The 24743-nt window shown below is 39.0% G+C and carries 14 protein-coding genes; 13 read left to right on the top strand and 1 reads right to left on the bottom strand.

Annotation, left to right across the window (positions count from 1 at the left end; all coding sequences use genetic code 11):
* The first annotated feature begins 17 nt into the window (after positions 1-17).
* The 13 genes from CA2015_RS22345 to CA2015_RS22285 all read left to right on the top strand — a co-directional run bounded on the left by CA2015_RS22345 (position 18) and on the right by CA2015_RS22285 (position 23404).
* Positions 18-1718: a RagB/SusD family nutrient uptake outer membrane protein gene (locus CA2015_RS22345; RefSeq protein WP_048643907.1), complete on the top strand. Its 1701-nt coding sequence runs from the start codon at positions 18-20 to the stop codon at positions 1716-1718.
* A gap of 395 nt (positions 1719-2113) precedes the next feature.
* Positions 2114-3499 carry an alkaline phosphatase D family protein gene (locus tag CA2015_RS22340; RefSeq protein WP_240477872.1) on the top strand — a complete coding sequence of 462 codons (1386 nt, stop codon included), beginning with the start codon at positions 2114-2116 and terminating at the stop codon, positions 3497-3499.
* Between the two features lie 220 nt (positions 3500-3719).
* The gene (locus CA2015_RS22335; RefSeq protein WP_169786505.1) at positions 3720-5108 is read left to right on the top strand and encodes an alkaline phosphatase D family protein; all 1389 of its coding nucleotides are present in this window, start codon (positions 3720-3722) and stop codon (positions 5106-5108) included.
* A gap of 371 nt (positions 5109-5479) precedes the next feature.
* The gene (locus tag CA2015_RS22330) at positions 5480-8548 is read left to right on the top strand and encodes a SusC/RagA family TonB-linked outer membrane protein (RefSeq protein ID WP_048643904.1); all 3069 of its coding nucleotides are present in this window, start codon (positions 5480-5482) and stop codon (positions 8546-8548) included.
* 12 nt (positions 8549-8560) lie between these two features.
* Complete coding sequence (locus tag CA2015_RS22325) at positions 8561-10198, top strand: RagB/SusD family nutrient uptake outer membrane protein (protein ID WP_048643903.1); 1638 nt, start codon at positions 8561-8563, stop codon at positions 10196-10198.
* Positions 10199-10385: 187 nt separating this feature from the next.
* Positions 10386-11849 (top strand): alkaline phosphatase D family protein, encoded by a 1464-nt coding sequence (locus CA2015_RS22320; RefSeq protein ID WP_048643902.1) that lies wholly within the window; start codon positions 10386-10388, stop codon positions 11847-11849.
* Between the two features lie 45 nt (positions 11850-11894).
* On the top strand, positions 11895-12497 hold the full coding sequence (locus tag CA2015_RS22315; protein ID WP_048643901.1) for an RNA polymerase sigma factor: 603 nt from the start codon (positions 11895-11897) through the stop codon (positions 12495-12497).
* A 108-nt stretch (positions 12498-12605) separates the two neighbouring features.
* Positions 12606-13592 (top strand): FecR family protein, encoded by a 987-nt coding sequence (locus CA2015_RS22310; RefSeq protein ID WP_048643900.1) that lies wholly within the window; start codon positions 12606-12608, stop codon positions 13590-13592.
* Between the two features lie 102 nt (positions 13593-13694).
* A complete protein-coding gene (locus CA2015_RS22305) occupies positions 13695-17051 on the top strand; it encodes a SusC/RagA family TonB-linked outer membrane protein (RefSeq protein ID WP_048643899.1) in 3357 nt (1118 codons plus the stop codon).
* A gap of 18 nt (positions 17052-17069) precedes the next feature.
* On the top strand, positions 17070-18653 hold the full coding sequence (locus CA2015_RS22300; RefSeq protein WP_048643898.1) for a RagB/SusD family nutrient uptake outer membrane protein: 1584 nt from the start codon (positions 17070-17072) through the stop codon (positions 18651-18653).
* A 285-nt stretch (positions 18654-18938) separates the two neighbouring features.
* The gene (locus CA2015_RS22295) at positions 18939-20372 is read left to right on the top strand and encodes a sulfatase-like hydrolase/transferase (protein WP_048643897.1); all 1434 of its coding nucleotides are present in this window, start codon (positions 18939-18941) and stop codon (positions 20370-20372) included.
* A gap of 8 nt (positions 20373-20380) precedes the next feature.
* Positions 20381-21850, top strand: coding sequence for a sulfatase (locus CA2015_RS22290; RefSeq protein ID WP_048643896.1), 1470 nt, complete (start codon positions 20381-20383; stop codon positions 21848-21850).
* Positions 21851-21862: 12 nt separating this feature from the next.
* Positions 21863-23404 carry a sulfatase family protein gene (locus tag CA2015_RS22285; protein WP_048643895.1) on the top strand — a complete coding sequence of 514 codons (1542 nt, stop codon included), beginning with the start codon at positions 21863-21865 and terminating at the stop codon, positions 23402-23404.
* Between the two features lie 9 nt (positions 23405-23413).
* On the opposite strand, the gene CA2015_RS22280 is transcribed toward CA2015_RS22285, so the two are convergent.
* A complete protein-coding gene (locus CA2015_RS22280) occupies positions 23414-24664 on the bottom strand; it encodes an endo-1,4-beta-xylanase (protein WP_048643894.1) in 1251 nt (416 codons plus the stop codon).
* Positions 24665-24743 lie beyond the last annotated feature (79 nt).

The raw sequence follows: 24743 nt of genomic DNA, 5'->3' as shown, positions 1-24743 counted from the left end.
CGTTAAACTATAAATACATGAAAACGATAAAAAATAAATTCCTGATATTAATCGCATGCTTTCTTATTCTCGGCTGTAATGAGGATAGTTTTTTGGAAGAGATTCCTAAGGATTTTCTTTCTCCTGAAATTGCTTATGTGACAGTCAATGATTTTGATGCTGCTGTGTTAAACCTATACGCTCAGGTAAGAAACGAATTTTATACAAGCGATAACCAAAACAGTTTTCCGGCCATTTCATGGGATGGAACGGACATGGTTTATGCGCACAAGAATTTTGGAACGAGACCTGATTGGGGAGGTTCATTGCTTTTACCTACCAATACAAGTCTTGTTTATGAAGCCATGTGGAGACCTGCCTATCGCATCATCTATGATGTCAATGTGATCATAGGTAGATCTGAAGGCCCACAGAGTCAATTGACAGCTGAACAAAAGAAACGTGTGCAGGCTGAAGCCGCTTTTTTTAGAGGCTTTATGTACAAGATGTTAGCCAACCTTTATGGAGATGTCCCCATAGTGTTGGAAGAAGTAACTTCCCCTAGGAGAGATTTTGTTCGCTCCAGCAGAGAAGAAGTATACCAGCAAAGTGCAGCTGATTTATTGTTGGCGGCCCAGGAATTACCTGATGTGGACGATGTAGACAATTCCAGAATCAATAAACAGGCAGCTTACCATTTATTATCTGAGGTTTATATTTCTTTAGGTAAATGGCAGGAGGCGGTAAACGCGGCTTCCCAGGTTATTGATCATCCTCAGACAGCATTAATGACCGAAAGGTTTGGCTCAATGGTAGACCATCCTACATTTGGAGGTGATGTTTATTGGGACTTATTCAGACAAGGAAACCAAAACAGAATGTCCGGAAATACGGAGGCCATATGGGTATTGCAGTACGAATTTAATGTTCCCGGGGGGAATGATGGTTTTCAATTGGAAAGGACTGTTATTCCAAGGCTTTGGCAAGCAAAAATTGCCAATAATGATGGGTCAGTTCACCCATTGATCCCTTATCCAAATACCAATTATTACGGCAGAGGATCAGGATTTATGAGCCCTACTCGGTATTTGTATGACAATATTTGGAGGAAAAGTGGTTATGAACAAGACATGAGGAATTCTGAGTACAATATCGTAAGGGATTTTATAGTCAATAACCCAAGTTCGGATCACAACGGGAAATGGGTTTTCAAAGACAATGTACCCATTGCCTTAAGTTCAGTAAATGATACAACTCGGAATTTCTTTCCTGTATTTGCAAAAGCTTCCGTCGTCGGCCAACACCCAACGGAATTGTACCATAATGATCAGACTGTTCCAGGCTCACTTACCAATTCAGCCCAGCGAACATTTAGAGATAGATACGCTATACGCTTGGCAGAAACTTATTTATTAAGGGCAGAAGCTTACCTCGGAATGGGGGATAAGGAAAATGCTGCTGCAGATGTAAATACGGTAAGGAATAGGGCTCAGGCCCCGGTCATCAACCCGACAGATTTAGACATTGATTATTTATTGGATGAGCGCTTGCGTGAATTGCATTATGAATCCTTTCGCTTGTTAACCCTTACTAGATTAGGGAAATTGGTGGAATGGACCAAAGCCAAGAATCCATGGGTCGGAGAACTGTATCAAGCTCACAACAATTTATGGCCTATACCTTTCAACGAAATTGAAAAGAATATTGAAGCAGATTTAGGGCAAAATCCCGGCTATTGATCAAATTTATCGAGATTGAAATAGCAGTATTCATTAATAAGCCGGTATTATTCTCGAATCAAGGAATAATACCGGCTATACCATTTGCAGTCATACAACTAAAGTTGGATTATGTAATAGAATTTTCCGAGCTTTCTCAGAGAATTTAGTAACAGCAAGAAATTCAAACTGATTGGAGAGTCTAGTTTAGGTAGTCGATGGTGAACCTGCCTACCCAATAGTAAGGTTGATAACAGTAGTTAAGGGCTGATTTTGAATTGCAATAAAATGCTGATGTTGTAACATATAATTAGATAAAAATGGAAGTGAAAGTGTCCAAAAGAAGATCCTTTTTAGGAAAGTTTAGTTTCTTTTTAATTTCATTTTTTGTGGGGAGGGTGAAACCCTTGTTGGCCATGAAAAATCTCTTTGGCTTGCCTAAGAACACCGGAAAGTTGTATTTCCCGAATGGCTTTAAAGTAACCGAAGTATCTACAACTGAGGCAGTCGTATGGACCAGGCTTAGTCATAGTAAAAAGCCTAAACCGATTATTCATAAAAAGGCCAAAACAAAGCCTAAAGCCAACAATTATTACCCGGTAGATTTTGATGAAAATCAGCCGGTGAAAAATATGGATGGTGCCATTGTTGGGGCTAAAGGAAAAGTTAGAATTAAATACAAGGCAAAGGGGAAAACTGTAGAAACAGATTGGTATAAAACTGAATCGATCAATGATTTTACTGCCCAAATACCTTTGACAAATCTAAAATCAGGTGAACATTATTCCTTTGAATTGGAGGCCATGCCAGCGGATGGACAGGTTCATTCATCTGTGTCAGGTAGTTTTAATACTGCTTCTGACCCAACGGAGATTAAGTCGGTAAACTTAACCACTTCCACCTGCCAATACTTCTGGAATTATGATGATGCCAAGCGGGGTTTCAAAACTTATGATGCAATGACAAAATTAAAGCCCGATTTTTTCGTACATACAGGAGATTATGTGTATTATGACAGGATTGGGCCATTGGCCACTGATATAGAAAAGGCCAGACATAAGTGGCATGCTATGGATGGTTGGGCTTCTATTAAGGAATTCTATCAACAAGTGCCAATTTATATGCTTAAGGATGATCATGATTTGCTTAAGGATGATGTATATCCGGATTCCAGTCCCTTGGGTGAGTTAACTTTGGAAAATGGCTTAAAGATTTGGCGAGAAAATGTTCCCTTAAAAGACAAACCTTACAGGACTTTTAGATGGGGAAAAGATTTACAGATTTGGCTTGTGGAGGGGAGGGAATACCGAAGTCCTAAAGACATATCCGCAGGCCAGCCCAGAACGATTTGGGGTGAAGAGCAAAAGAATTGGTTCATAGAAACCTTTGAAAAATCAGATGCCACTTTTAAAATCTTGTTTTCTCCCACCCCCGTAGTTGGTCCGGATAGAGAGAAAAAACGAGACAACCATGCCAATCAATTGTTTGAAAAAGAAGGAAATTGGATAAGAGGATTTTTGTCCGATAAAAAGGGGGTTTTTGTAGTCAATGGAGACAGGCATTGGCAGTATTATTCTATAGATGAAGCAACAGGTTTGAGAGAGTTTGGTGCAGGTCCCGTATCAGATTCCCAATCCGGAGGCTGGTCTCAAGATGATAAACGACCAGAACATCAATTTTTGAGGGTAAAGGGCGGGTTTTTGGGAATAAAAGTATTCCGAAATGGCTCTGTTCCCAAAATTGACTTCAGGCATTATGATGTAGAAGGAAGAATAGTGAATAAAGTAGAATTTGATAGTTGATGTTTTGATTTAAGAAATAACGTCATCCTCTTTTAGAAAAGGAGATGAGTATAGAAATTTCAAAAATATTAGACAAAGTATGAAATTAAAAAAAGATTTATCCAATAAATATCGGAAAAAAAATCAACCACGAATAACTATCCATTGTATTTTGATGGGGTTGTTGTTTAGCATGACTTTCCAGGTCTGTGCTCAAAATTTTGGTGAACAAGGTCACCCAATGAACAAGAGCACAGATAGCCGGGAGATTTTGAAATACTGGGGCACAACACCTGATGGTGAAATAAACCTTTACGAATCGGCATATAAAATTCTATCAGCCGATAAAAATGCATCCTATGCTGATTTAATAAAAAATTCTTCATTTAAAGACCTGCTTATTCAGCAAAACCGCGGAATTCTTGCCGGCCCCATGCTTGGACAAATTAAATCCAATTGTGCTTCAGTCTGGCTAAGGACTTTAGAACCTGCAAAAGTAGAAGTGTGGATTGAGAAAACTGGAGAAGGGAAAATCTATGGACCAGTATTTACTGATGGAAAAACCGAGTTATCAGCAGTTGTAAAAATTGATGATTTAAAACCTTCTACAAGCTATCCTTATAAGATCATTGTAAACGGTATAACCCTTTCGCCAAGCGTTGAACAAATCATCAAAACCTTGCCAGAAGACAACCAATATGAAGAGGTGAAAATTGCTTTTGGTTCCTGCCCGCACCGTTGGGGCTTAGGAAACCATACTTTGCTGGAGCAAATTCAAAAGAGAGGAAATCAAGCGATGCTGTTTTTAGGTGATATTGCTGTTCAAGATAGAAATGATCATTTGGGCATGCATAGGGCTGATTACTTGTTAAGAGATTTTTTACCTGCCTGGCAAAACTTTGCTGCACAAACTCCTGTTTATGCTTCTTGGGATGATCATGACTATTTTGATAATGACAAAGCCGGGATACCTGATGGATACTCAGAAAAGGGTCGAAATGGTGTCAGGGAAGTATTCAAGCATTCATGGGTCAACAACTCTTATGGAGATGAAACAGGTCAGGAAGGGATATTTACAAGGGACAGAATAGGCCCCTTTGACATCATCATGACGGACAATCGATTTTTTAGAACCGGGAAAAAAGGTTCATTTTTAGGCCCTCAACAGATGAATTGGTTAAAAGAACAATTATTGGATTGTGAAGGACCATTTATTGTCCTGTCCTGTGGATCCATGTGGAGTGATTATGTATCCAATGGTAAAGATTCATGGGGAGTAAATGACCCCGAAGGAAGGGAAGAGTTGTTTAGTTTTATCGAAGAAAATAATATCAGTGGTGTCTTGCTTATTTCGGGAGACAGACACGGGGCCAGAGGATTTACCATACCAAGGAAATCTAATTTTGGATTTTATGAGTTTGAAGCTGCTAGTTTGGGTGCAAGGGTAGGGCCTCCCGCCAATGACCCTTCCTGGGACACCCAATTGTATGGCATCGACGGGGAATTTGCTTTTGGAGAATTTACTTACCTCCCTTCTAAAAAGGACCCGGCTGTAGTTTTCCGGCTTGTAAGTGAAGATGGACATTCTATTTTCGAGAAAAAAATTAGAAAAAGTGAATTAACACCATGAGTAAGCCTAAGAGGAATAAGTGATCATGCGATTTAAATAATAATGCCGGATAGGTTTTCTTTTAATACCTTTAATAATTTGGCTTAGATTACTAAAAACTAATAATAAGTATTTAATTGAGGATACTTTTCTACTCGATTAAAAACTGAATCTCTATTTATCAATTTTTCTAACCATTTGTATTCTTTGAGAAATAAGAATTATGGTTATTTTTATATATTGTGATGCTAAAATATTAGGGTGGCCAACTAAGTTTTGGATTCTAAAGCTGAATGTTACATTTAGGCTTCTGGTATTATCCATTTTAGAAAATGCCCATTATTTAATAGTACCACCCTAAGAATTATTACAATAACCCAAATTAAAACCTCATGAAAAAAAAGTTTACTAACTATCAGCTGGTTTGGCTGTTGGTGTTTTCTGTTTTGGCACTATGCAATAATAGGCAAGCAAGTGCTTATACAGGTAAATCAACTGCCATCCAACCTTCAGAATTGGAAACAATTAATTCCAATAATGCACTCCCGATTCCACTTATTGGAACGGTCGTAGATCAAAATAATTCTCCTATCCCTGGTGCTACAGTTATAGTTGTAGGAACTACTAGGGGAACGGTTACCGACATAGATGGGAAATTCAATATTGATGCTACCGTAGGACAAGTCATTAGGGTTTCATTTATTGGCTTTCAGTCGGCTGAAGTAACTGTCGGCAATCAAACCACTATCAATATTTCTTTGCAGGAAGATACCTCGGCTTTAGAAGAGGTTGTTGTTGTGGGTTATGGTACCCAGCGTAAAAGTGACCTGACAGGAGCCATCTCTTCTGTTACTAGTGAAGATCTAAAAGAAACTCCCGCCGGCAATTTTTTGGAACAATCCCAAGGCAGGTTAGCCGGTGTTGATATTGTTAGGGCAAATGGCTCTCCAGGATCACCTGTTCAAATTAGAATTCGAGGCAATCGATCCATTAATGCAAGTAATGAACCGCTCTATGTAATTGATGGCATTCCTACCAATGCAAATATCAATGATTTTAACCCCAATGATATTGAATCAATGGAGGTTTTAAAGGATGCAAGTTCTGTAGCTATCTATGGTTCCAGAGGGGCCAATGGCGTGGTTTTGATTACGACCAAAAGAGGAAAAACAGGGAAGGCAGTTATTAGCTACGATGGCTATTATGGGGTAAAACAACCCATAGAAAACCTCAATCTTATGGATGGGAATGCATTTGCGGCCTATTCCAGAATTGCCAGAGGGCATGATGGAGATGATTCATCATTCGACAGTAATTTTCTTGCACCTCTAGAAATAGAAAACCTACAAGCGGGTAGATTTACAAATTGGTTGGATTTAGCCATACAGACGGGCAGTCAACAAGACCACCAAGTCTCCGTTAGTGGTGGAACCGATAAAGTAAATTATTATGTATCGGGTTCTTTTTTCAAAGAAGACGGTTATATACCGGGTACTGATTTCGAAAGAACAGCAATACGAGTTAACCTTGAGTCTAAATTAACGGATAAGCTTAAAATGGGGCTTAGTGCTACGGTTAGCTTAAGTGAAAGAAATCAAATGTCTAGCGCTCCCTTTTCAAATTCTTTGGGATATTCCCCCTTAGTAGGTCCTTATGATGAAGAGGGAAATTTCTTGGCTTTCCCAAACCCTAGGGAAGGCCTGCTTGCCAATCCTTTGCTTAACTATCAACCTTATCAGTACATAGATGAGACTAGAGGGCATAGGATCTTTGCCAATCTCTATGCTGAATACCAATTCAATGACAATTTAAAACTTAGAGTGAATTACGGGCCTGATTTCAATTTATCCAGAAGAGGAACTTATGGTGGAATGTTGGATGGAAACATAAACCAAGGGTCTATAAACAACCAAATGGATTTTGCTTATACTCAGGAAAACATTCTTTCCTATGACAAAAGTTTTGGAAATCATGACCTTAATTTGGTTGGCTTATTTTCAGTACAGTCAAGTCGATTTGAAACTTCCTCACTCTCAGGACAAGACATTCCTATTGAGAAATCCTTGTTTTATGACTTGGGAAGTTCTTCTACAATCACTGGAATTGGTAGCTCTCTAGGTGAATGGGGACTTACCTCCTATATGGGAAGGGCTAATTACCGCTTTGATGACAAATTTCTGTTTACCCTTACAGGTAGAGCTGATGGATCTTCAAGGTTAGCAGAAGGCAATAAGTGGGCCTTTTTCCCCGCATTTTCTGCAGGTTATATTTTATCTGAAGAAGAATTAATGCAGGGGTCTAAAATTTCCTTTTTAAAGGTTAGAGGTGGATATGGTGAAGTGGGAAATACTGCCATTTCTGCTTATCAGACCCTCGGTGGACTGGAAAGAACCACCTATGTTTTTGGGTCTACTGCTGCTTTTGGTTATGCCAATAACTTAATCCCAAATCCAGATTTGAAATGGGAGATTTCAAAAACCATGAATTTAGGTCTTGATTATGGTTTGTTTGAGGACCGAATTAACGGTAGTCTGGAGTATTATATTACCAATACCAGCAATCTATTATTGAACAGGTTATTACCAATTACCTCTGGGTACAATTCCGTTCTGCAAAATATAGGAAGTACTAGAAATTCCGGTTGGGAGCTGTCTGTTAATGCCAACATTATCAACCGACCTGCGGGCTTAAAATGGGATGTTAACATGAATGTTTTTTCCAATAAAGAGCAAATTACAGAGCTGTTTGATGGAGAGAGTGATGATGTAGGAAACAACTGGTTTATAGGTGAGCCTATCAATGTGTTTTACGATTTTGAGCAAGGGGGAATCTGGCAATTAGATGAGGCAGATTTAGCTGCGGATTATGGGCAACAACCAGGTGATATCCGAATCAATGATGTGAATGGAAGAGGTGAAGACGGTGAATTAAATAAGCAACCCGATGGGAATATTAATTCGGATGACAGAAAGGTTTTGGGCTCTACAGTACCTAGCTGGTCAGGTGGATTAACCAATAGAGTTAGCTATAAGGGCTTCGATTTATCAGTGCTCGTGCATGCCAGAATGGGTCAAATGCTGAATAGCGGCTATCATAATTTGGGAGGAAACAATTGGCAAGGCAGGTACAATGCCATTACAATGGATTACTGGACAGCTGATAATCCTACAAATGCGATTCCTAGACCAAATGCCGGTGAGGCTCCATTGTATGCCTCTGCTGTTAGGTATTTTGATGGTTCTTATATTAAAATAAGAAACATTGCCTTGGGATATAATATAAATGCAGAACTGATTCAGAAGTTAGGTTTAACATCTGCCAGAATTTACTCTACGGTCAATAACGCTTTTATCTTCTCTCCTTATTCTACGGTGGATCCGGAAACATCAAATGGCAATGTAGGAGGTGGAAGTCCCCTTACTACAGCCTCTTATATTTTTGGAATTAATTTGAAATTTTAACCTGTCGATAACATGAAATTCTATAATATAATTATTTGTTTCGTTCTGGGCCTTTTATTAAATGGATGTAGCGAAATATTAACAGAAGATCCAGTGAGTTTGGCAACATCTGATGGCTATTATGTGACAGAAAGAGGAATTGAGGATGGCCTCAAAGCGTCTTATACAACGCTTAGAAGCTTTTACGGTCAGCAAAATGGTTTTTTCCTTACCGTAACAGGTACAGATATCTTCACCAATGGTTTTGGAGGGATTGCCAATAACCCTGATATCAACAATTATTCTTCTAACTTTCTAGGAACCAATTCTACGGTAACCAACATATGGAATTCCTTGTATGTAGGGGTAAACCAATGCAATACTGTGGTTAGTAAAATTCCTGAGGTCATTGGTATTTCAGATACACGTAGAAAAGAAGTTGAGGCAGAGGCGAGGTTCCTTCGTGCCCTCTATTATTTTCATTTGGTTCAGCAGTGGGGAGATGTTCACTTTTCACTTGAAGAAACCAAAGGAGTAGAGACAGAAGCAAACAAAACCCCTGCCACTACTATTTATAACAGTGGGATTCTACCTGATTTGGAATTTGCGGTTGCCAATTTGCCTTTAAGCGCTGCTGATCCTGGACGAGCCTTCAAAGGGGCTGCAGAAGCCATTTTAGCCAGAGTCCAATTGACATTGGGTAATTGGGAAGATGCAGAAGAACTTGCCTCTAATGTGATCAATAATTATGATTTTGAGCTGATTACTCCTTATGCCGACCTTTGGGATATCAACAATGACACCAATAATGAATTTATTTGGACAGTGCAATTTACCGATGATCCGTTATTGAATGGACCGGGTAATTCCGGACACTTGTATTTTATATTTGACTATACTTTCAACCCTGCTATGGTTAGGGATACGGAGAATGGTAGGCCTTTTCAGCGTTTTCTACCAACCAATTATTTATTTAGCTTATATGATAGGGAAGTTGATGCACGTTGGAATGGTTCTTTTAAAACCGTTTGGTATGCAAACATCCCTGGTGAAATTAATGGACACCAGGTAATTCCCGGAGATACTGCCATACATATTGTAATGGAACCTGTAGCCGATGAAGTGAAACAAGCTGCTCCTTATTGGATCATCGATTACAAAGGGAATTGGATAGGTGATGTTAATGCTTATCAGGAAATTGGTACCAATCAGCGTAGAAATTATCCTTCATTGTTGAAATTTCTGGACCCTTTACGTCCCAGTACAAATGAAACAGCAGGGAGACGGGATTTCCCTGTAGTGAGACTGGCAGAAATGTACTTGATAGCTAGTGAAGCTGCCTGGCGTCAAGGAGATGCCAATGCGGCCGCTGATTATATGAACGTATTGAGGTCACGTGCTGCAATTCCTGGAAAGGAGGCGCAAATGCAAGTGAATGCGGCAGATATTGACCTGGATTTTATTTTGGAAGAAAGGGCCAGGGAGTTGGTAGGGGAGAAGCATCGCTGGTACGACCTTAAAAGGACCGGTACTTTACTTGAGAGAGTTAGGCAATATAATCTTGATGCAAGTCCTAACATTAAGGAAATGCATCTGGTGAGACCCATACCACAGACCCAGATAGATAGAGCAAGTAATCCTGCGGAGTTTAAGCAAAATCCTGGTTACTAAATAACAATTATTTAAATAGCCTTCCGATTTACTTGGGAGGCTATTTTCCTTTTTTAGAAATTAACCCGTATTATGCATAACGATTTCAGAACCTTTCAAATAAAGTGTTTGAATTACTTGATATATAGGCCTATACCATAATCCATGTTAAACCAAGTTCCAATACCAGAATAATAAAAAAACCAAGATGAACTTTAATAACAGAAGAGATTTTTTTAAAAAGATTTTCACTGGACTTCTAACGTTTGCAGTAGCACCCAAGATTGCCTCAAAAGCCAATTCTTTTACCATCAAGATGGATACTGAAGGGCCCTTTTTTACCAATGGATTTAAAATAGCAGAGGTAGATACCAAGACATCGATGCTTTGGACAAGGCTTTGTGCTCAGGCCGAACCAAACCCTGTTAGACATGAACGAATAGAAAAGGTGTTCAGACATCCAATTGATTTTGATGAAAATCAGGAGGTAAGTAAAATGGATGGGGCTGTAGCTGGAACAGAGGGTTTGGTAAGGGCTATAGTGAAAGATAAACAAGGGCGTGTTGTTTTTACTTCTGACTGGAAAAAGGCAAGCGCTGAGAATGACTTTACAGCCCAAATTCCAGTGAAGGGACTTAAGCCGGGACATGCTTATCAAATTGAATTGGAAGCAAAAAGTACAGCATCCAGAAAAGTGAATTATGAAAGTGGGGCTTTTTCAACCGCACCAGGGAGGAATGACAAAGTTCCTGTACTTTTAACTACTTCCACTTGTCAGTATTTCTGGAGTTTTGATGACAAGAAAAGAGGTTTTCATACCTATGACAGCATGGCCAAACTCAATCCCGACTTTTTTGTGCATACAGGTGATTACATCTATTATGACAAACCAGGCCCATTGGCTAAAAATATTGAAAAAGCACGTCACAAATGGCACGCAATGAATGGCTGGCCTTCCTTGAGAGATTTTTTCAAGAAAGTCCCTATTTATATGATCAAGGATGACCATGATGTATTAAAAGACGATGCTTATCTTGGCAAAGGACCTTATGGAGATTTAACCTTTCAAGATGGCGTTAAGCTTTGGTATGAAAATGTACCAATAGATGACAAACCTTATCGTACAGTTCGCTGGGGCAAAGACCTACAATTCTGGATGGTGGAAGGCAGAGAGTACAGGTCGGCCAATGACATGGAAGATGGTGTTGAAAAGAGTATTTGGGGTAAGGAGCAAATAGATTGGTTTACCAAATCTGTAGCTGAATCAGATGCTACTTTCAAACTTCTTTTTACGGCTACTCCCATAGTTGGTCCGGATAGAGAGAAAAAGAAAGACAATCATTCCAATAGTAACTTTAGCCATGAAGGAGAATGGTTAAGGCGCTACCTTTCCAGCCAGAAAAACATGTTTGTAGTAAATGGAGACAGGCACTGGCAATACGTTTCCAAAGATGCTGAAACGGGACTGATGGAATTTGGATCAGGCCCGGTGAGTGATTATCATGTGCAGGGTTGGGATAAAGGTGACGTTCGGCGAGAGCATCAATACCTTAATTTGATAGGAGGCTTTCTGTCTATTCATGTAGACAGGAAATCAGGTAAGCCAAAAATCAGTTTCAAACATAGAGATGTTTTTGGAAAGGAAATGCATGAGGAATCCTTTATTGGATAATTTTTTTAATTTTAACGCTATCATTTAAGTCAATTAAAATTCCATTTGAAGAAAAGAGTGAGGAAAAAATCTCAACATAATGAAACGGATTTAGTCTTGCTTTTAAAACAAGGTGACAAATTTGCATTTGAGGAGTTGTACCATCGGTACATAGACAGAATGTTGGGTTTTGCCTCTTCCTTTCTATTAAATGCAGAAGAGGCAGAAGAGGTTGTACAAATAGTTTTTATAGGTGTTTGGGACAATAGAAAATCTTTTGACCCTGAAAAGTCTTTCTCAGCATATCTTTATAGGTCCATCAAAAATAGAATACTTAATCGGATAAGAGATCAAAAAAAAATGTGTGATCTTTCTAATATTTCGGATGAAAAATCTTTTGATGGGTTGGACATTGAAAGAGAAATTTGCCTGAAGGAAACAACACGTGAAGCGCTTGAAGTTGTTAGTAAAATGCCTAAAATTCGACAAAGAGTTTTTATTTTAAGTAAAATCGATGGCTTGTCTAATAAGGAAATCGCAGAAAAATTATCAATTTCTACCCGTACTGTTGAGCACCATATTTATAAGGCAAAAAAGTCTTTTAAGGTGAATAATTTTGATAACATAGTTTTATTTCTGCTTTTTATGAATGAAATTTTGTATTGCTGATAACAGAACATTAAGATTTAATTTTTTCATAAAGTTTTTTTAACATTTTTTAATTGAAAAGCACGTGATTTCTACTTTGCCAGTGTATTATAAAAAAAGGCAAAGAAATTGGACAAAGAAAAATTAAGACGTTACCTAAATGGTTTATCTCCTAAAAAGGAAGAAATAGAGGTAGGTAAATGGCTTGAGAATAATAATTCTGGAAAGGAAATCAATAAGATATTTGAGGCATCTTGGGAAGAATCTGCACATACCATCTATTCTGATAATAAGAAAAATGACCTCTGGAGTAAAATAGAACAGAAGACAGGTAATAAATCTGAAATTACAATTGACCGGAATAGGTATCCACTATTAAAATCTGCAGCAGTATGGTTGATATTGGCAGGTTTTCTATTTTTATCTGCAAAAGTAATTTTGGAAAATAGCTCCAAAACTCAGGAGGAAGTTGTTCTAACAGAATGGATCGAGAAATCTGTTCCTTCAGGTGAGAAGTTATATCTCATCCTTCCTGATGAAAGCAAAGTGTTAGTAAACAGTAATTCCAATATCAAATTTCCTTCTACATTCAATAAGCAATTCAGAGAGGTCTATTTGGAAGGAGAGGCATTTTTCGAAGTGCACCAGGATTTGGAAAGACCTTTTATAGTTTTTGCAGGAGAATTAACTACGGAGGTATTGGGGACAAGCTTTAATGTCAGCAACAGGCCAACAGGTACTAAAGTAGCTTTAATTGAAGGTAAGGTCAAGGTGAAAAATGCCACTAATGAGGCCTTCTTATTGCCGGGAGAAATGGTTGAACATGGGATAAATAATTCCGAGAAATTGACAGTAAAACCCTTTAAATATGCCAATGAAATTGCTTGGAAAGACGGGCAAATAAAGTTTCAAAAGAAAAAGCTTAAAGCCGTTCTTCAGCAACTAGAGGATTGGTATGGGGTGAAATTTGATACAGATAAAAATATCAACATAGACAGGACTGTTTCGGGTACCTTTCAAAATGATAACCTTGATAATTTGCTTTCCGGTTTGGGCTTTACATTGAACTTCAATCACAAAATTGAGAATAAAAATGTCAAACTTAATTCAAATTAGCCTATGAGATAAATAATTACAGGATAAACCCTCCATCGCCAAATGTCCGGGTTTACCCTGTCCGTTCTTATAAAATTTCATCCTATAAAAACATACTAAAATATGAAAACAAAAATACTTCACCTAATTAAAATGGTATCACGTCATATCTTATATGGTTTGCTGTTGCAGGTGATCTTCCTAAGTACCTTACTTGCGAATGACACAAATGCGCAAATCAAGCCAATAGATGAAACTTATCTACAGGTCAATCAGGCTGAATGGCATATTAGAAATATTATTGATCTCGTTGAAAAGCAAACTGAATACAGGTTGGTTTTTGCAGATGATCAGTTTAAGGGTAATAGCAAACTTGTATTGGAACCGGGCCGAAAATCTGTCTATGAAATTCTATATGAAATTTCAGCAAATACGGCACTTAAGTTTAAACAGGTAAACAATACCATTTATGTGGGTAGACTGCCCGAAACCGAAAATTCATCTGAAGAAGAATTGATCACTCCTATTAAGGGAGTAGTTAAGGATGTAAATGGAGCTCCTATACCAGGAGCAACAATAGTTGTTGAAGGTACCACTATTGGTACGGTGTCTGATCTTGATGGTAATTTTAGTATTGAAGTCCCTGAAGGGGAGGTACTTGTGATCACTTTTATTGGCTACGAGTCCCAGCGAATTGTACCTGGTACTCAGACTCAACTCTCCATCGTATTAAAAGAGGATCAGACATCGCTTGATGAAGTAGTAGTCGTAGGTTATGGTGTTCAGGAGAAATTATCTGTAACCAACTCACTGGCGCAAGTAGATGGAGAAAAGCTTGAAAGGAGACCTGTAGCAGATTTTCAACAATCACTTCAAGGACTGGCTCCTGGAGTCACAGTTGTAGATCAGGGGGGCAGACCGGGCAACAGTAATATTAATATTCGAATTCGAGGAATCACCACGCTTGGGAACAACAATCCTTTAGTAATAGTGGATGGAATTGAACAAAGAATCAATGACATTAACCCGAATGATATTGCTTCAGTAACAGTGCTTAAAGATGCTTCCTCTGCAGCTATCTATGGATCAAGAGCTGCTAATGGTGTTATTTTGGTAACAACCAAACGTGGTACAGAAGGTAAGATTTCTGTTAGCTATGACGGTTATTTTGCCTTGCAGGAGGTAACCAACAGACCTGAGCATATGGACCTGGAAAGCTATTTCCGCTTGGAAAATGATGCCTATGCAAATGCGGGCAGAACTATTCCTTACACTGATGAATATATTGACAATTATGTTGCCAATGCACCAAGTCCTGAATACCCTCTCCCTTTTCCTTACTGGAGAAAAGATGAACTTGGCATGCTTAAGACAGCACCTCAACAAAATCACACCCTCTCAGTAAGTGGAGGAGGTGAAAATTTTACTGGAAGATTTAGTGTTAGACATCAGGAAATTGATGGTGTTGCACCGAATTTCAGCGATAAACTGAATGAGTTTAGGATGAATTTGGACCTTAAAGCATCTGAAAAAATTAAGTTTTCAGGTGATTTAAATTACCGGACTAAAGAATCACTTCAGCCTGCAGGAAGGTCTGTAGCAGGAAATGGTGAGTCACTGGTATTTCAGTACATGCTTCATGCTAGTAAATTTTCATGGCCAAAATATGAGTCAGGTGAATATGGGCTAGGTCCACAAGTGAATAACCCACTTCTATTTGCCGAACTTACAGGAGACAGCAGAACAATAAATGATTACTTGACGGGGAGTGTAAAATTCGACTATGAAATCCTACCTGGGTTAAATTTCTCCACACAGTATGCTATAAGAAATACGCATGTTCAAGTGAAAAATTTTCTGAATCAATATAGAAATGAAGACCCATTAACCGGAAGAGTTGCCCAACGTGCTTTTAACAGTCTAAGGGAATACAGGTCCAATACTCGAGAAGGTACTTTAAATAGCCTTTTGACTTATACTAAAGCTATAAACAAGCATAAATTTACTGGTTTACTGGGCTATTCAACAATAGAACATGAGACAAACTATATTACCGGTTATCGACAAGAGTTTTATAACAACGATGTTCAATCTTTAAGTCAAGGTTCCAATGAAAACCGCGATGCTACCGGAGTTGATAGTGAGTGGGGGCTTAGATCTTATTTTTCTAGGTTAAATTATAACTTCAATGATCGTTATTTCATTGAAGTGAATGGTCGCTATGACGGATCATCACGATTCAATCAAGATAACAGATATAGTTTTTTCCCTTCTTTTTCTGCAGGTTGGAGATTGTCTGAAGAAACTTTCTGGACAGAATGGAAAGATTTGATAAATGAATTTAAATTAAGAGGTTCGTATGGTGGTACTGGTAACCAGGCAGTAGGGTTATATTCATTCTATGAAACCCTAAGCGCTATCAATTATTCATTCAATGAAGCACCGGTACAAGGATTTACGCAAACCAATCTTGCCAATCAGAATCTAACTTGGGAAACCACCTATCAAACCAATATTGGTTTTGATATGGGTTTAATGGAAGATAGGATTTCTTTGACTTTTGATTATTATGATAAAACTACCGATGGAATTTTACTTCAATTGCCAATTCCAGCTTTAATCGGTTTAGGAGCTCCAGTACAGAATGCAGGAGTTGTTAACAATAGAGGGTATGAAATTGGATTAAATTATCGTGGAGGTCAGAAATTAACTTATGACCTGGGACTTAATTTCAGTCAAAACAAAAATGAGGTGATTGATTTAGTGAATTCGGGGCCTTACATATCTGGAGGTACAACCGCACCCCGATTCATTATACAAGAAGGAATGCCTATAAATTCTCACTGGGGTTATATTACAGATGGAGTATTTCAAACACAGGAAGAGGTAGATAATTACCCTACGCTTAGACCCAATAGTGCTCCCGGAGATGTTAAGTATGTAGATGTAAATGAAGATGGAATTATCAATGAAAATGACCATCAATACCTGGGCTTATCTTTCCCTAAATTTGATTTTGGCATGAACGGTACTTTTACCTATGGTAATTTTGATTTGTTTTACCAATTTCAAGGAGCTGCAGGACATAAGACCAGACTAGATGGTGCTTTTCAGCAAATTGCTACTTATGAAACTTTTACCCATGCGATTTATACGGATAACTATTGGACACCGGAAAATCCAGATGCAGAGTTTCCAAGACCAATCAAAGGGGATCCTAGGAATTTTCAAACCTCAGATTCGCAGTTGATTGATGCTTCTTACCTAAGATTGAAGAATGTAGTTTTAGGATATACACTGCCTGAATCAATTTTAGAAAAAGTTTCAGTAAACAGTATTCGTGTTTTTCTTGGGGCTACCAATTTGTTGACTTTTTCTGAGTTAAATAGATGGGATTTGGATCCTGAGATACCTTCAGGAAGGGGACAGTATTACCCACAAGTAAGCATGTATTCCCTTGGAGCAAACGTTAGGTTTTAATATTTAATAGCTGAAAACATGAAGAATTTTAAATATATATTGCTGTGCTTAACTATCTTTTCATTGGTGGCATGTCAAGAAGATTTATTAGAAACAATTCCAAACGATAGGATTTCAAAAGAGATCTTTTGGAAAACACTAGAAGATTTAGAATATGCCTCTAATGCTGTTTATCCTTCTTTAGACGGAACAAATATTTTCTATTTTGATGGAATAACAGATCAGTTGATGACCAACCATCCATTTAATTCAAACACGGATATTCAACGTGGGTTTGGTACTATCGCTTCAGGTAAATTTTATTCAGAGTGGCAAAATGCTTATAGAGGCATACGAAGAGCCAATGATTTTATGGACAATGTAGACCTTGTAGAAGAGGATGATCAAGAGGCTATTAATAGGTTTAAAGGTGAAGTAATGACACTTAGGGCTTACATATACCTTAAATTGATTATGCTGTATGGAGATGTTCCTTTAATTACTTCGGGAATAGATATTGAAGGAGGGCGTACGATCACAAGAACTCCAATAGTAGAGATATGGGATTTTATAGAAGATGAACTTTCCCAAGCGGCAGATTGGCTTCCATATGAAAATAATGGAAGAATTGATAAAGGTGCAGCTTTGGCATTAAAAGCCAGAGCAATGCTGTATGCTCAAAGGTACAACGAAGCCGCAGAAGCTGCTAAGGAAGTGATGGACAGTGGAGTCTTCAGCTTATACCCTGATTATTTTAATCTTTTTCAGTATGAAGGAGAAAACAATTCTGAGGTTATTCTTGCAAGGGAATTTGCGGTAGATGTAAACGCACATAATATTTATTCAAGCGTAGCTCCTTGGAGTCAGACTTCAGGAAGTAGTGGGAGTTTGTATGTGCCAACAAAAGCCATTATCGATGCATATCCAATGGCTAATGGATTGGCTATTGAGGATCCTGAAAGCGGTTTTGATCCTTATAATCCTTATGATAATAGGGATCCAAGGTTGAAACAATCAGTGTTTTTGACAGGCATTACACCTTTACCTGATGGAGGTACTTATGGATCCATTCCGGGCACAGATGGCTCAGATGCAGTTCAAATTACTGTTTATTCTACTGCTTCGGGTTTTAATGTGAGAAAGTATGTGGATGCTGCAGATTATAGTAATCCTTCAAACTCAGGTTTAAATATCATGTTAATTCGTTATGCAGAAGTATTACTGACTTATGCAGAGGCTAAAATAGAGCTGGGTGAGTTGGATGAAACTGTTTATGCTGCAATAAATGAGGTGAGACAAAGAGAAAGCGTTATGCTACCTTCAGTAACATCAGAACAAGCTTCAACTCAAGAAAGTTTGCGCTCCATTGTCAGAAATGAGCGCCAGATTGAGTTGGCATTTGAAGGATTCCGCTTATTTGATATTCGAAGATGGAAAATTGCTGAAGATGTGATGCCCGGTGTTCCACTTGGGATGCAATATGTAGATGGTGATGGCAATTTGATTCAAATTTCGCTGGATGGTTTTGATAGGTCCTTTGATCCTGAAAGGGATTATCTATGGCCTATTCCTAACAGGGAAAGAGAATTGAATACGGCATTGACCCAAAACACAGGTTGGTAAGGGTAAGCACTCCCAGTTTTTCTGGGAGTGCTTATTTCTTTTGGATAAAAATATAATATGGAAAATTTACTTTTGTGATTATTGAGTTATTAGTGAAAATACGCAAATTCTCATTAATAAATATTTACCATTGATAACCTATAAAACCTGTCATGGTATAAAATAATTGCCTTAAATAGTTTACTCTTGTAGGCTTCAGGAATTTTGCCTAATATCAGTTACCAAAAAGAATAATTTGGTAATATCACTTAATTCCACCACCTGTTTTAATCACAATTATACCGAATGCAAAGACCTCATATTAAATTTAATAGTATTGTTTTAGTTCTATTAGGAGCTTGTTTTCTAAGTAGTATTTCTTCATATGGAAGACAAAGTCCCAATTCAACTTCTCCTCCAAATATCCTTATCATTACCGTAGACAATGTAGGCTATGGGGATTTTAGTTTTATGAATGAGGCTTCACCCATATTGACCCCTAATTTGAATAAAATAGCCAAACAAGGGGCTATTTTGACTGATTTCTATACCGGTTCTCCTACATGTACAGCCTCTAGAGCTAGTTTGCTTACCGGAAGAATACCCCAAAGAAACAAATTGGACTATCAACTTGGAGGATTGGCAGGAAATTATGGCATTGGTCTTCCACAAACTGAAATTATTATTCCAAAGGTATTGAAAAACAGCCCTCATGGATACCAGACGGGTGCTTTTGGAAAATGGAACATTGGCTTTGCCCCGGGTTCAAGGCCTACAGAAAGAGGTTTTGATGAGTTTTTAGGAATTGCTTCCGGAAATGTTGACCACTTTTCACATGTATATGCAGGACGCCATGACCTTTACCACAATACCACTGCAATCAATAGGCATGGAGAATACAGTACAGATTTGTTTGCCAATGCGGCCATAGATTTTATTAACGAGAAAACTTCTGAAAATAAGCCATGGATGGTTTATTTACCCTTCGACGCACCCCATCATCCGGGGGACAGGAATATTGCACCGGGGGAAGAGAATATTTGGAAAGCGCCGGATTATGCTTTTAAACCTTACGGTTTGAGCCCTGATGAAAGAGATCCCAAAAAGAGATTCAATGCCATTGTTACTGCAATTGACATGGCTGTAGGCAGGTTAATGGATTCATTGGACGAATTGGGAATAGCTGACAATACCTTTGTATTTTTCTACTCCGACAACGGCGCATTTTATCCCTACTTGGATATTCAGTCCAACGCGCCTTTAAACGGTGCAGGGGTAACCCTTTGGGAAGGAGGAATCCGTGTTCCTGCCTTGGTGAGATGGCCCGGTAAGGTAAAAGCAAATGAAACCATTGATACCAGACTTTGGTCCTTGGACCTGATGCAGGCTGCCGCTAATTTGGCTGAGGCAGAGTTGCCACAAGACAGGTATTACGATGGAAGAAACCCACTGCCAGTATTAACAGGAGCAACTAAACATTCTCCCCATGCCTCCATGTTTTTTAAATACAAGGGGCAGGAGGCATTGATATGGGGAGATTATAAAATCTTTAGAGAAAGTAATGAAGAGCCCTGGAAGCTTTTTAACCTTCAGGAAGATATCGGAGAAACCAATGACTTGGCTGAGAAAAGGCCTGATTTGGTGAAAAAATTAGAAGAACCATTTAAATTAACGGAAGCGGAGATTAAGAGTGATTTGGAACGAGAACGACTGACACCTTATACCTCCAATAATAATTAATAAAATTCATGAATACCCAGCTAAGACGAATAGCATTATTTGCGACCTACCTTTTGTGTTTATCGCTATCAGTGGAAACGATGGCTCAAAAGTCAAAGAAGCCGAATATTCTTTTTATAATTTCAGATGACCTTACTACTACAGCAGTTTCTTCCTACGAAAATGCTGCCGGATATACACCAAATATCGATCAGCTGGCGGAAGAAGGAACCAGATTTACTAGGGCTTATTGTCAGTATCCCGTATGTGGTCCTTCAAGGGCATCTATGATGTCAGGATATTATCCTCATGCTACAGGGACTTTCGGATATTTGAGTGGAAGAGAGAATATTGGTCCGGATAAAAAAATGTGGCCACAATTGTTCAAAGAGAATGGTTGGTTTACAGCCAGGGTAAGTAAGATTTTTCATATGGGAGTTCCAATAGACATAGAGAAAGGATCTAATGGCACAGACGATGAAGCTTCATGGAATGAAAGATACAACAGTCAAGGCCCTGAATGGACTGCAGATGGGGAAGCGGAATTGGTGCAAAACAACCCCTTTGGATTATTGCCAAGAAAGGGTGGGAATGTAATGACCATAGTGAAGGCTGATGGGGATGATTTGGTTCATTCTGATGGTAAAACAGCCGAAAAAGCATCTTCCTTAATTCGGGCACATAAAGACGAGCCATTCTTTTTAGCCGTTGGCTTGGTTAGGCCTCACGTGCCATTTGTTGCCCCCAAACCTTATTTCGATAGGTTCCCTTATGAGCAAGTAGTTTTACCTCCAAAAGTCAAAGGTGATTGGGATGATATTCCTGAGCGTGGAATAAATTATGTCACCACCCTCAACGCGAAAATGACAGAAGAACAGCAGAAGAAAGCCATTGCAGCTTATTATGCTTCAGTGAGCTATATGGATGCTCAGGTTGGCAAAATTCTAAATACACTAAAAGAAGAGGGACTTGAAGACAATACCATTGTTATCTTCACTTCTGATCATGGCTTTCATTTGGGAGAACATGATTTTTGGATGAAGGTGAGTTTAAAAGAAGAATCCGTAAGGGTGCCTTTGATCGTGAAAATACCGGGCAAAAAAGCCCAGGTTTCTGATAGTTTTGTGGAATTAATTGACCTGTATCCAACCATAGCTGAGTTGGCAGGAGTGAAGGTAAAGGACAATATCCAAGGCATAAGCTTTGTTCCAACTTTAGAAGACCCCAATTTTAAAACCAGAGACATGGCATTTTCTGTCAATAGGTGGGGAGGGAAGCATGCCTTCTTATTGAGGAATGACAAATGGGCATTTACTCTTTACAATGAAGATGGAAGTGATGGTGTTGAATTATTTGACATGGAACATGATCCCAAACAATTTAATAACTTGGCGAATTTCCCTGCTTATCAAGATATTGTAGCCCAGCTAAAGGAGGAAGTCAGCAAGAAGTTAGTGGCCATTAGAAACAATGATTTGCCGGCAAAACCGGCAAAATAAAAATGATAATTAATGATAAACCCAATGAATGAACTGACTTCTAAATACTTGAAACATTACTTTCTTTTGGTTCTTACATTAGGGCTTTTTGCCTCATGTAATGAAAAGGCTGAAACTCAAGAAAGCCTACCCAATGTAGTACTTCTGCTTGGCGATGACCATGGCTGGGATGAAACCGGATACAATGGACATCCATTTCTCCACACGCCTGTATTGGATGAAATGGCTAAATCCGGTGTAAGAATGGATCGATTTTATTCGGCATCTCCGGTTTGCTCCCCTACCAGGGGTAGTATCATTACCGGGAGACATCCCAATAGGTATGGCACTTTTACCCCGGGGTATTCTATACGTCCGGAAGAAATTAGTATAGCAGAACTCATGAAAAATGCAGGTTATGTTACTTCTCACTTGGGGAAATGGCACCTGGGCCCTGTCAAAGAGGCTTCACCTACCAATCCAAAGCATTTTGGGTTTGATGAATACCTTTCTCACGACAATTTTTTTGAAATGAATCCGCATCTTTCCAGAAATGGTGCTGAACCCGTGATCTTTAAAGGAGAAAGTTCTGAAATATTGATTGCTGAGGCCATTGATTTCATTGAAAGATCAAAGGAAAAAGACCAGCCATTTTTCGTCGTTATTTGGTATGGTTCACCACATGAGCCCTATAGTGCAAAACCCGAAGACTTGGCCTTGTATGATAGTTTACCGGAAGATTTCGGAAATCGGATGGTTAGGTTGACTTCCAACGAAACCGGTGGACCGGTAGAACGGCTGCAACGTGAGGTCTTAAGGGAACGATTCGCTGAAATCACAGCCATGGATAGGTCTATAGGGCAATTAAGAACCTATCTTGGCGGAGAGGGAATCCGAGACAATACCCTGCTATGGTACTTTGGAGACAATGGAACGCCTCAGGAGGGAAATGCCACTGTCCCTTTCAGAGGTCAAAAAGGACGGGTATATGAAGGAGGTGTGCGAGTTCCTTCTGTTTTGGAATGGCCTGAAAAAATAAAGAACCCTTTTATTACCGAGGTTCATGGTGTTTCCAGTGATGTATTTCCTACCCTATGTGAAATTACAGGTCAAGCACTTCCTAATCGACCCATTGATGGCATCAGTCTCTTGCCTATGCTGGAAGGAAAAATGGATGACAGACCAGAGCCTATTGCCTTCTGGAATGGTAGACCAAGAAACAATGGAGAAGGTTTGGCCGATTATATAGACCCGGAATTACAAAAAGGTACCTCACCTCTAGTAAAGTTGATGAATGGGATACCTACCAGAAACTTTAAAAATTTTAAGCAAACGGATATCCAAGAGGAGGATTTTTCCGGTCCTCGGACTTTATTGGGTAATCAATACAAATTGGTGATCCATGGAAGTACTGGTGAGGCAGCCGAAAAAGAACTCTTTGATATCAATGCAGATCCGGCAGAGGAAAATAACATACTATCAGATCACCCGGAAATTGCCGAGAAAATGGAAAATACTTTGCATGATTGGCAACAATCCGTCTTAGAGAGTTTGATCGGAAAGGATTATCAATAAATAAATGGATCAAGGATTGGAGCAATCAATGGTGGTTGCTCCATTCTTTTTTTTATGTAAAATTATTCTCGTTTTCCCATCAACGGTTATTTGGTAATCGCCATAAAAAGCGGATAAAGAGTAATTCCCTTCTGCATCGGTAGTGCCGGTTTTTTCTGTCCACCAAGTTTCAAATATCAACTTTTGGTAGGCATAAGCTGCCCGTTTTGGCTGCCAGTCGCGAGTATATAAAGAAGAGGCAGGTATCCAATTGGCTCCTTCCCAAAATCCCCACATTAGGATACCTTCCACTGCCGGATGGGCAAAACAAATGCTATAATAATCCACCAATTCAATGGCATTTTGTTTTTCTTCTTCAGGACTCATAACCAATTGCGTGTCTTTATGGAATTTGGATCGTTGGCCAGGCATATTGAATTCAGTGATTCGAATAGGAAGACCAAATTGTGCCAAAGAGTCAAGGCTACGTTTCAGTTCCTTTCTGTCAAAGGTACTGCCATGCAAGTGACCCTGCACACCTATTCCGGCAATCGGAACATTATGGGCCATGAGATCCCTAATTTGGGCCAAATAGTCTGCCAATCTGTTTCCTGTTAGGATATCGTAATCGTTGAGATAAAGTTGAGCGTCAGGATCCCCTTCAAGCACCCATTTGGCCATTTTCGAGGTTATGTCCGGCCCCAGCCGATCTTCATAATAATTGCCATGGATCATTTCATTGTTTAGATCGTATTCTACAAAGCGCCCTTTGTACCGTCTGGCAATGGAAATGGCTCGATTTTTTATGGTTGCCTCCAGTTCTTCATCACTCAATTCCATTATCCAAGGCTGTACAAATTTCTCTATGCCCCAGAATAAGTTATGCCCTCTCAGAGGGATATCATTTTCATCTGTCCAATTTAGTATTCCTTCTACTGTTAAGTGATTGACTTTGCCTTTTTCCCTTTCCATATTGGCCCACTTGAGTGCATTTTCTGTAACGGCACTGTTAAAGTTTTTCAGGAAATAGGTTTTGTATTGGCTTAGGTCATCAGGGTTCATGTTCCCCGATCCCAGACCATTGGCAATGGCTGCTCCAAACCAAAATTCATGGGAAAGTTGCTTGATGGAGACCTTGGTTCCCGGCTTGGCATTGACAATCAGCTTGCCTTTTCTATGCTTGGCAATAGCTTGGTCGGTAGGGTTCGATTGGGAGAAAGCATTTAGGCTTGTACAAAACAAGATGCCCAAGCTAAATAAAAAAGAGGAAATTCGAAGCATGGTCAAATGGGTTTATTAGTAGGATTTATAGCTGTGATTATCCTATGAAGATACCAATTTGAAAGCAATTCACAACTGA

Source organism: Cyclobacterium amurskyense (assembly GCF_001050135.1).
Classification (GTDB): Bacteria; Bacteroidota; Bacteroidia; order Cytophagales; family Cyclobacteriaceae; genus Cyclobacterium; species Cyclobacterium amurskyense.
Note: the sequence above shows the minus strand (reverse complement) of the source record. Positions and strands in the feature narration are given on the sequence as shown.

Excerpts from the sequence above, each read along its gene's own strand:
- CA2015_RS22290 (WP_048643896.1), top strand. The coding sequence starts at position 20,381 with ATGAATACCCAGCTAAGACGAATAGCATTATTTGCGACCTACCTTTTG.
- CA2015_RS22335 (WP_169786505.1), top strand. The coding sequence starts at position 3,720 with ATGAACAAGAGCACAGATAGCCGGGAGATTTTGAAATACTGGGGCACA.
- CA2015_RS22295 (WP_048643897.1), top strand. The coding sequence starts at position 18,939 with ATGCAAAGACCTCATATTAAATTTAATAGTATTGTTTTAGTTCTATTA.
- CA2015_RS22345 (WP_048643907.1), top strand. The coding sequence starts at position 18 with ATGAAAACGATAAAAAATAAATTCCTGATATTAATCGCATGCTTTCTT.
- CA2015_RS22305 (WP_048643899.1), top strand. The coding sequence starts at position 13,695 with ATGAAAACAAAAATACTTCACCTAATTAAAATGGTATCACGTCATATC.
- CA2015_RS22285 (WP_048643895.1), top strand. The coding sequence starts at position 21,863 with ATGATAAACCCAATGAATGAACTGACTTCTAAATACTTGAAACATTAC.
- CA2015_RS22300 (WP_048643898.1), top strand. The coding sequence starts at position 17,070 with ATGAAGAATTTTAAATATATATTGCTGTGCTTAACTATCTTTTCATTG.
- CA2015_RS22320 (WP_048643902.1), top strand. The coding sequence starts at position 10,386 with ATGAACTTTAATAACAGAAGAGATTTTTTTAAAAAGATTTTCACTGGA.
- CA2015_RS22325 (WP_048643903.1), top strand. The coding sequence starts at position 8,561 with ATGAAATTCTATAATATAATTATTTGTTTCGTTCTGGGCCTTTTATTA.
- CA2015_RS22280 (WP_048643894.1), bottom strand. The coding sequence starts at position 24,664 with ATGCTTCGAATTTCCTCTTTTTTATTTAGCTTGGGCATCTTGTTTTGT.
- CA2015_RS22340 (WP_240477872.1), top strand. The coding sequence starts at position 2,114 with ATGAAAAATCTCTTTGGCTTGCCTAAGAACACCGGAAAGTTGTATTTC.
- CA2015_RS22330 (WP_048643904.1), top strand. The coding sequence starts at position 5,480 with ATGAAAAAAAAGTTTACTAACTATCAGCTGGTTTGGCTGTTGGTGTTT.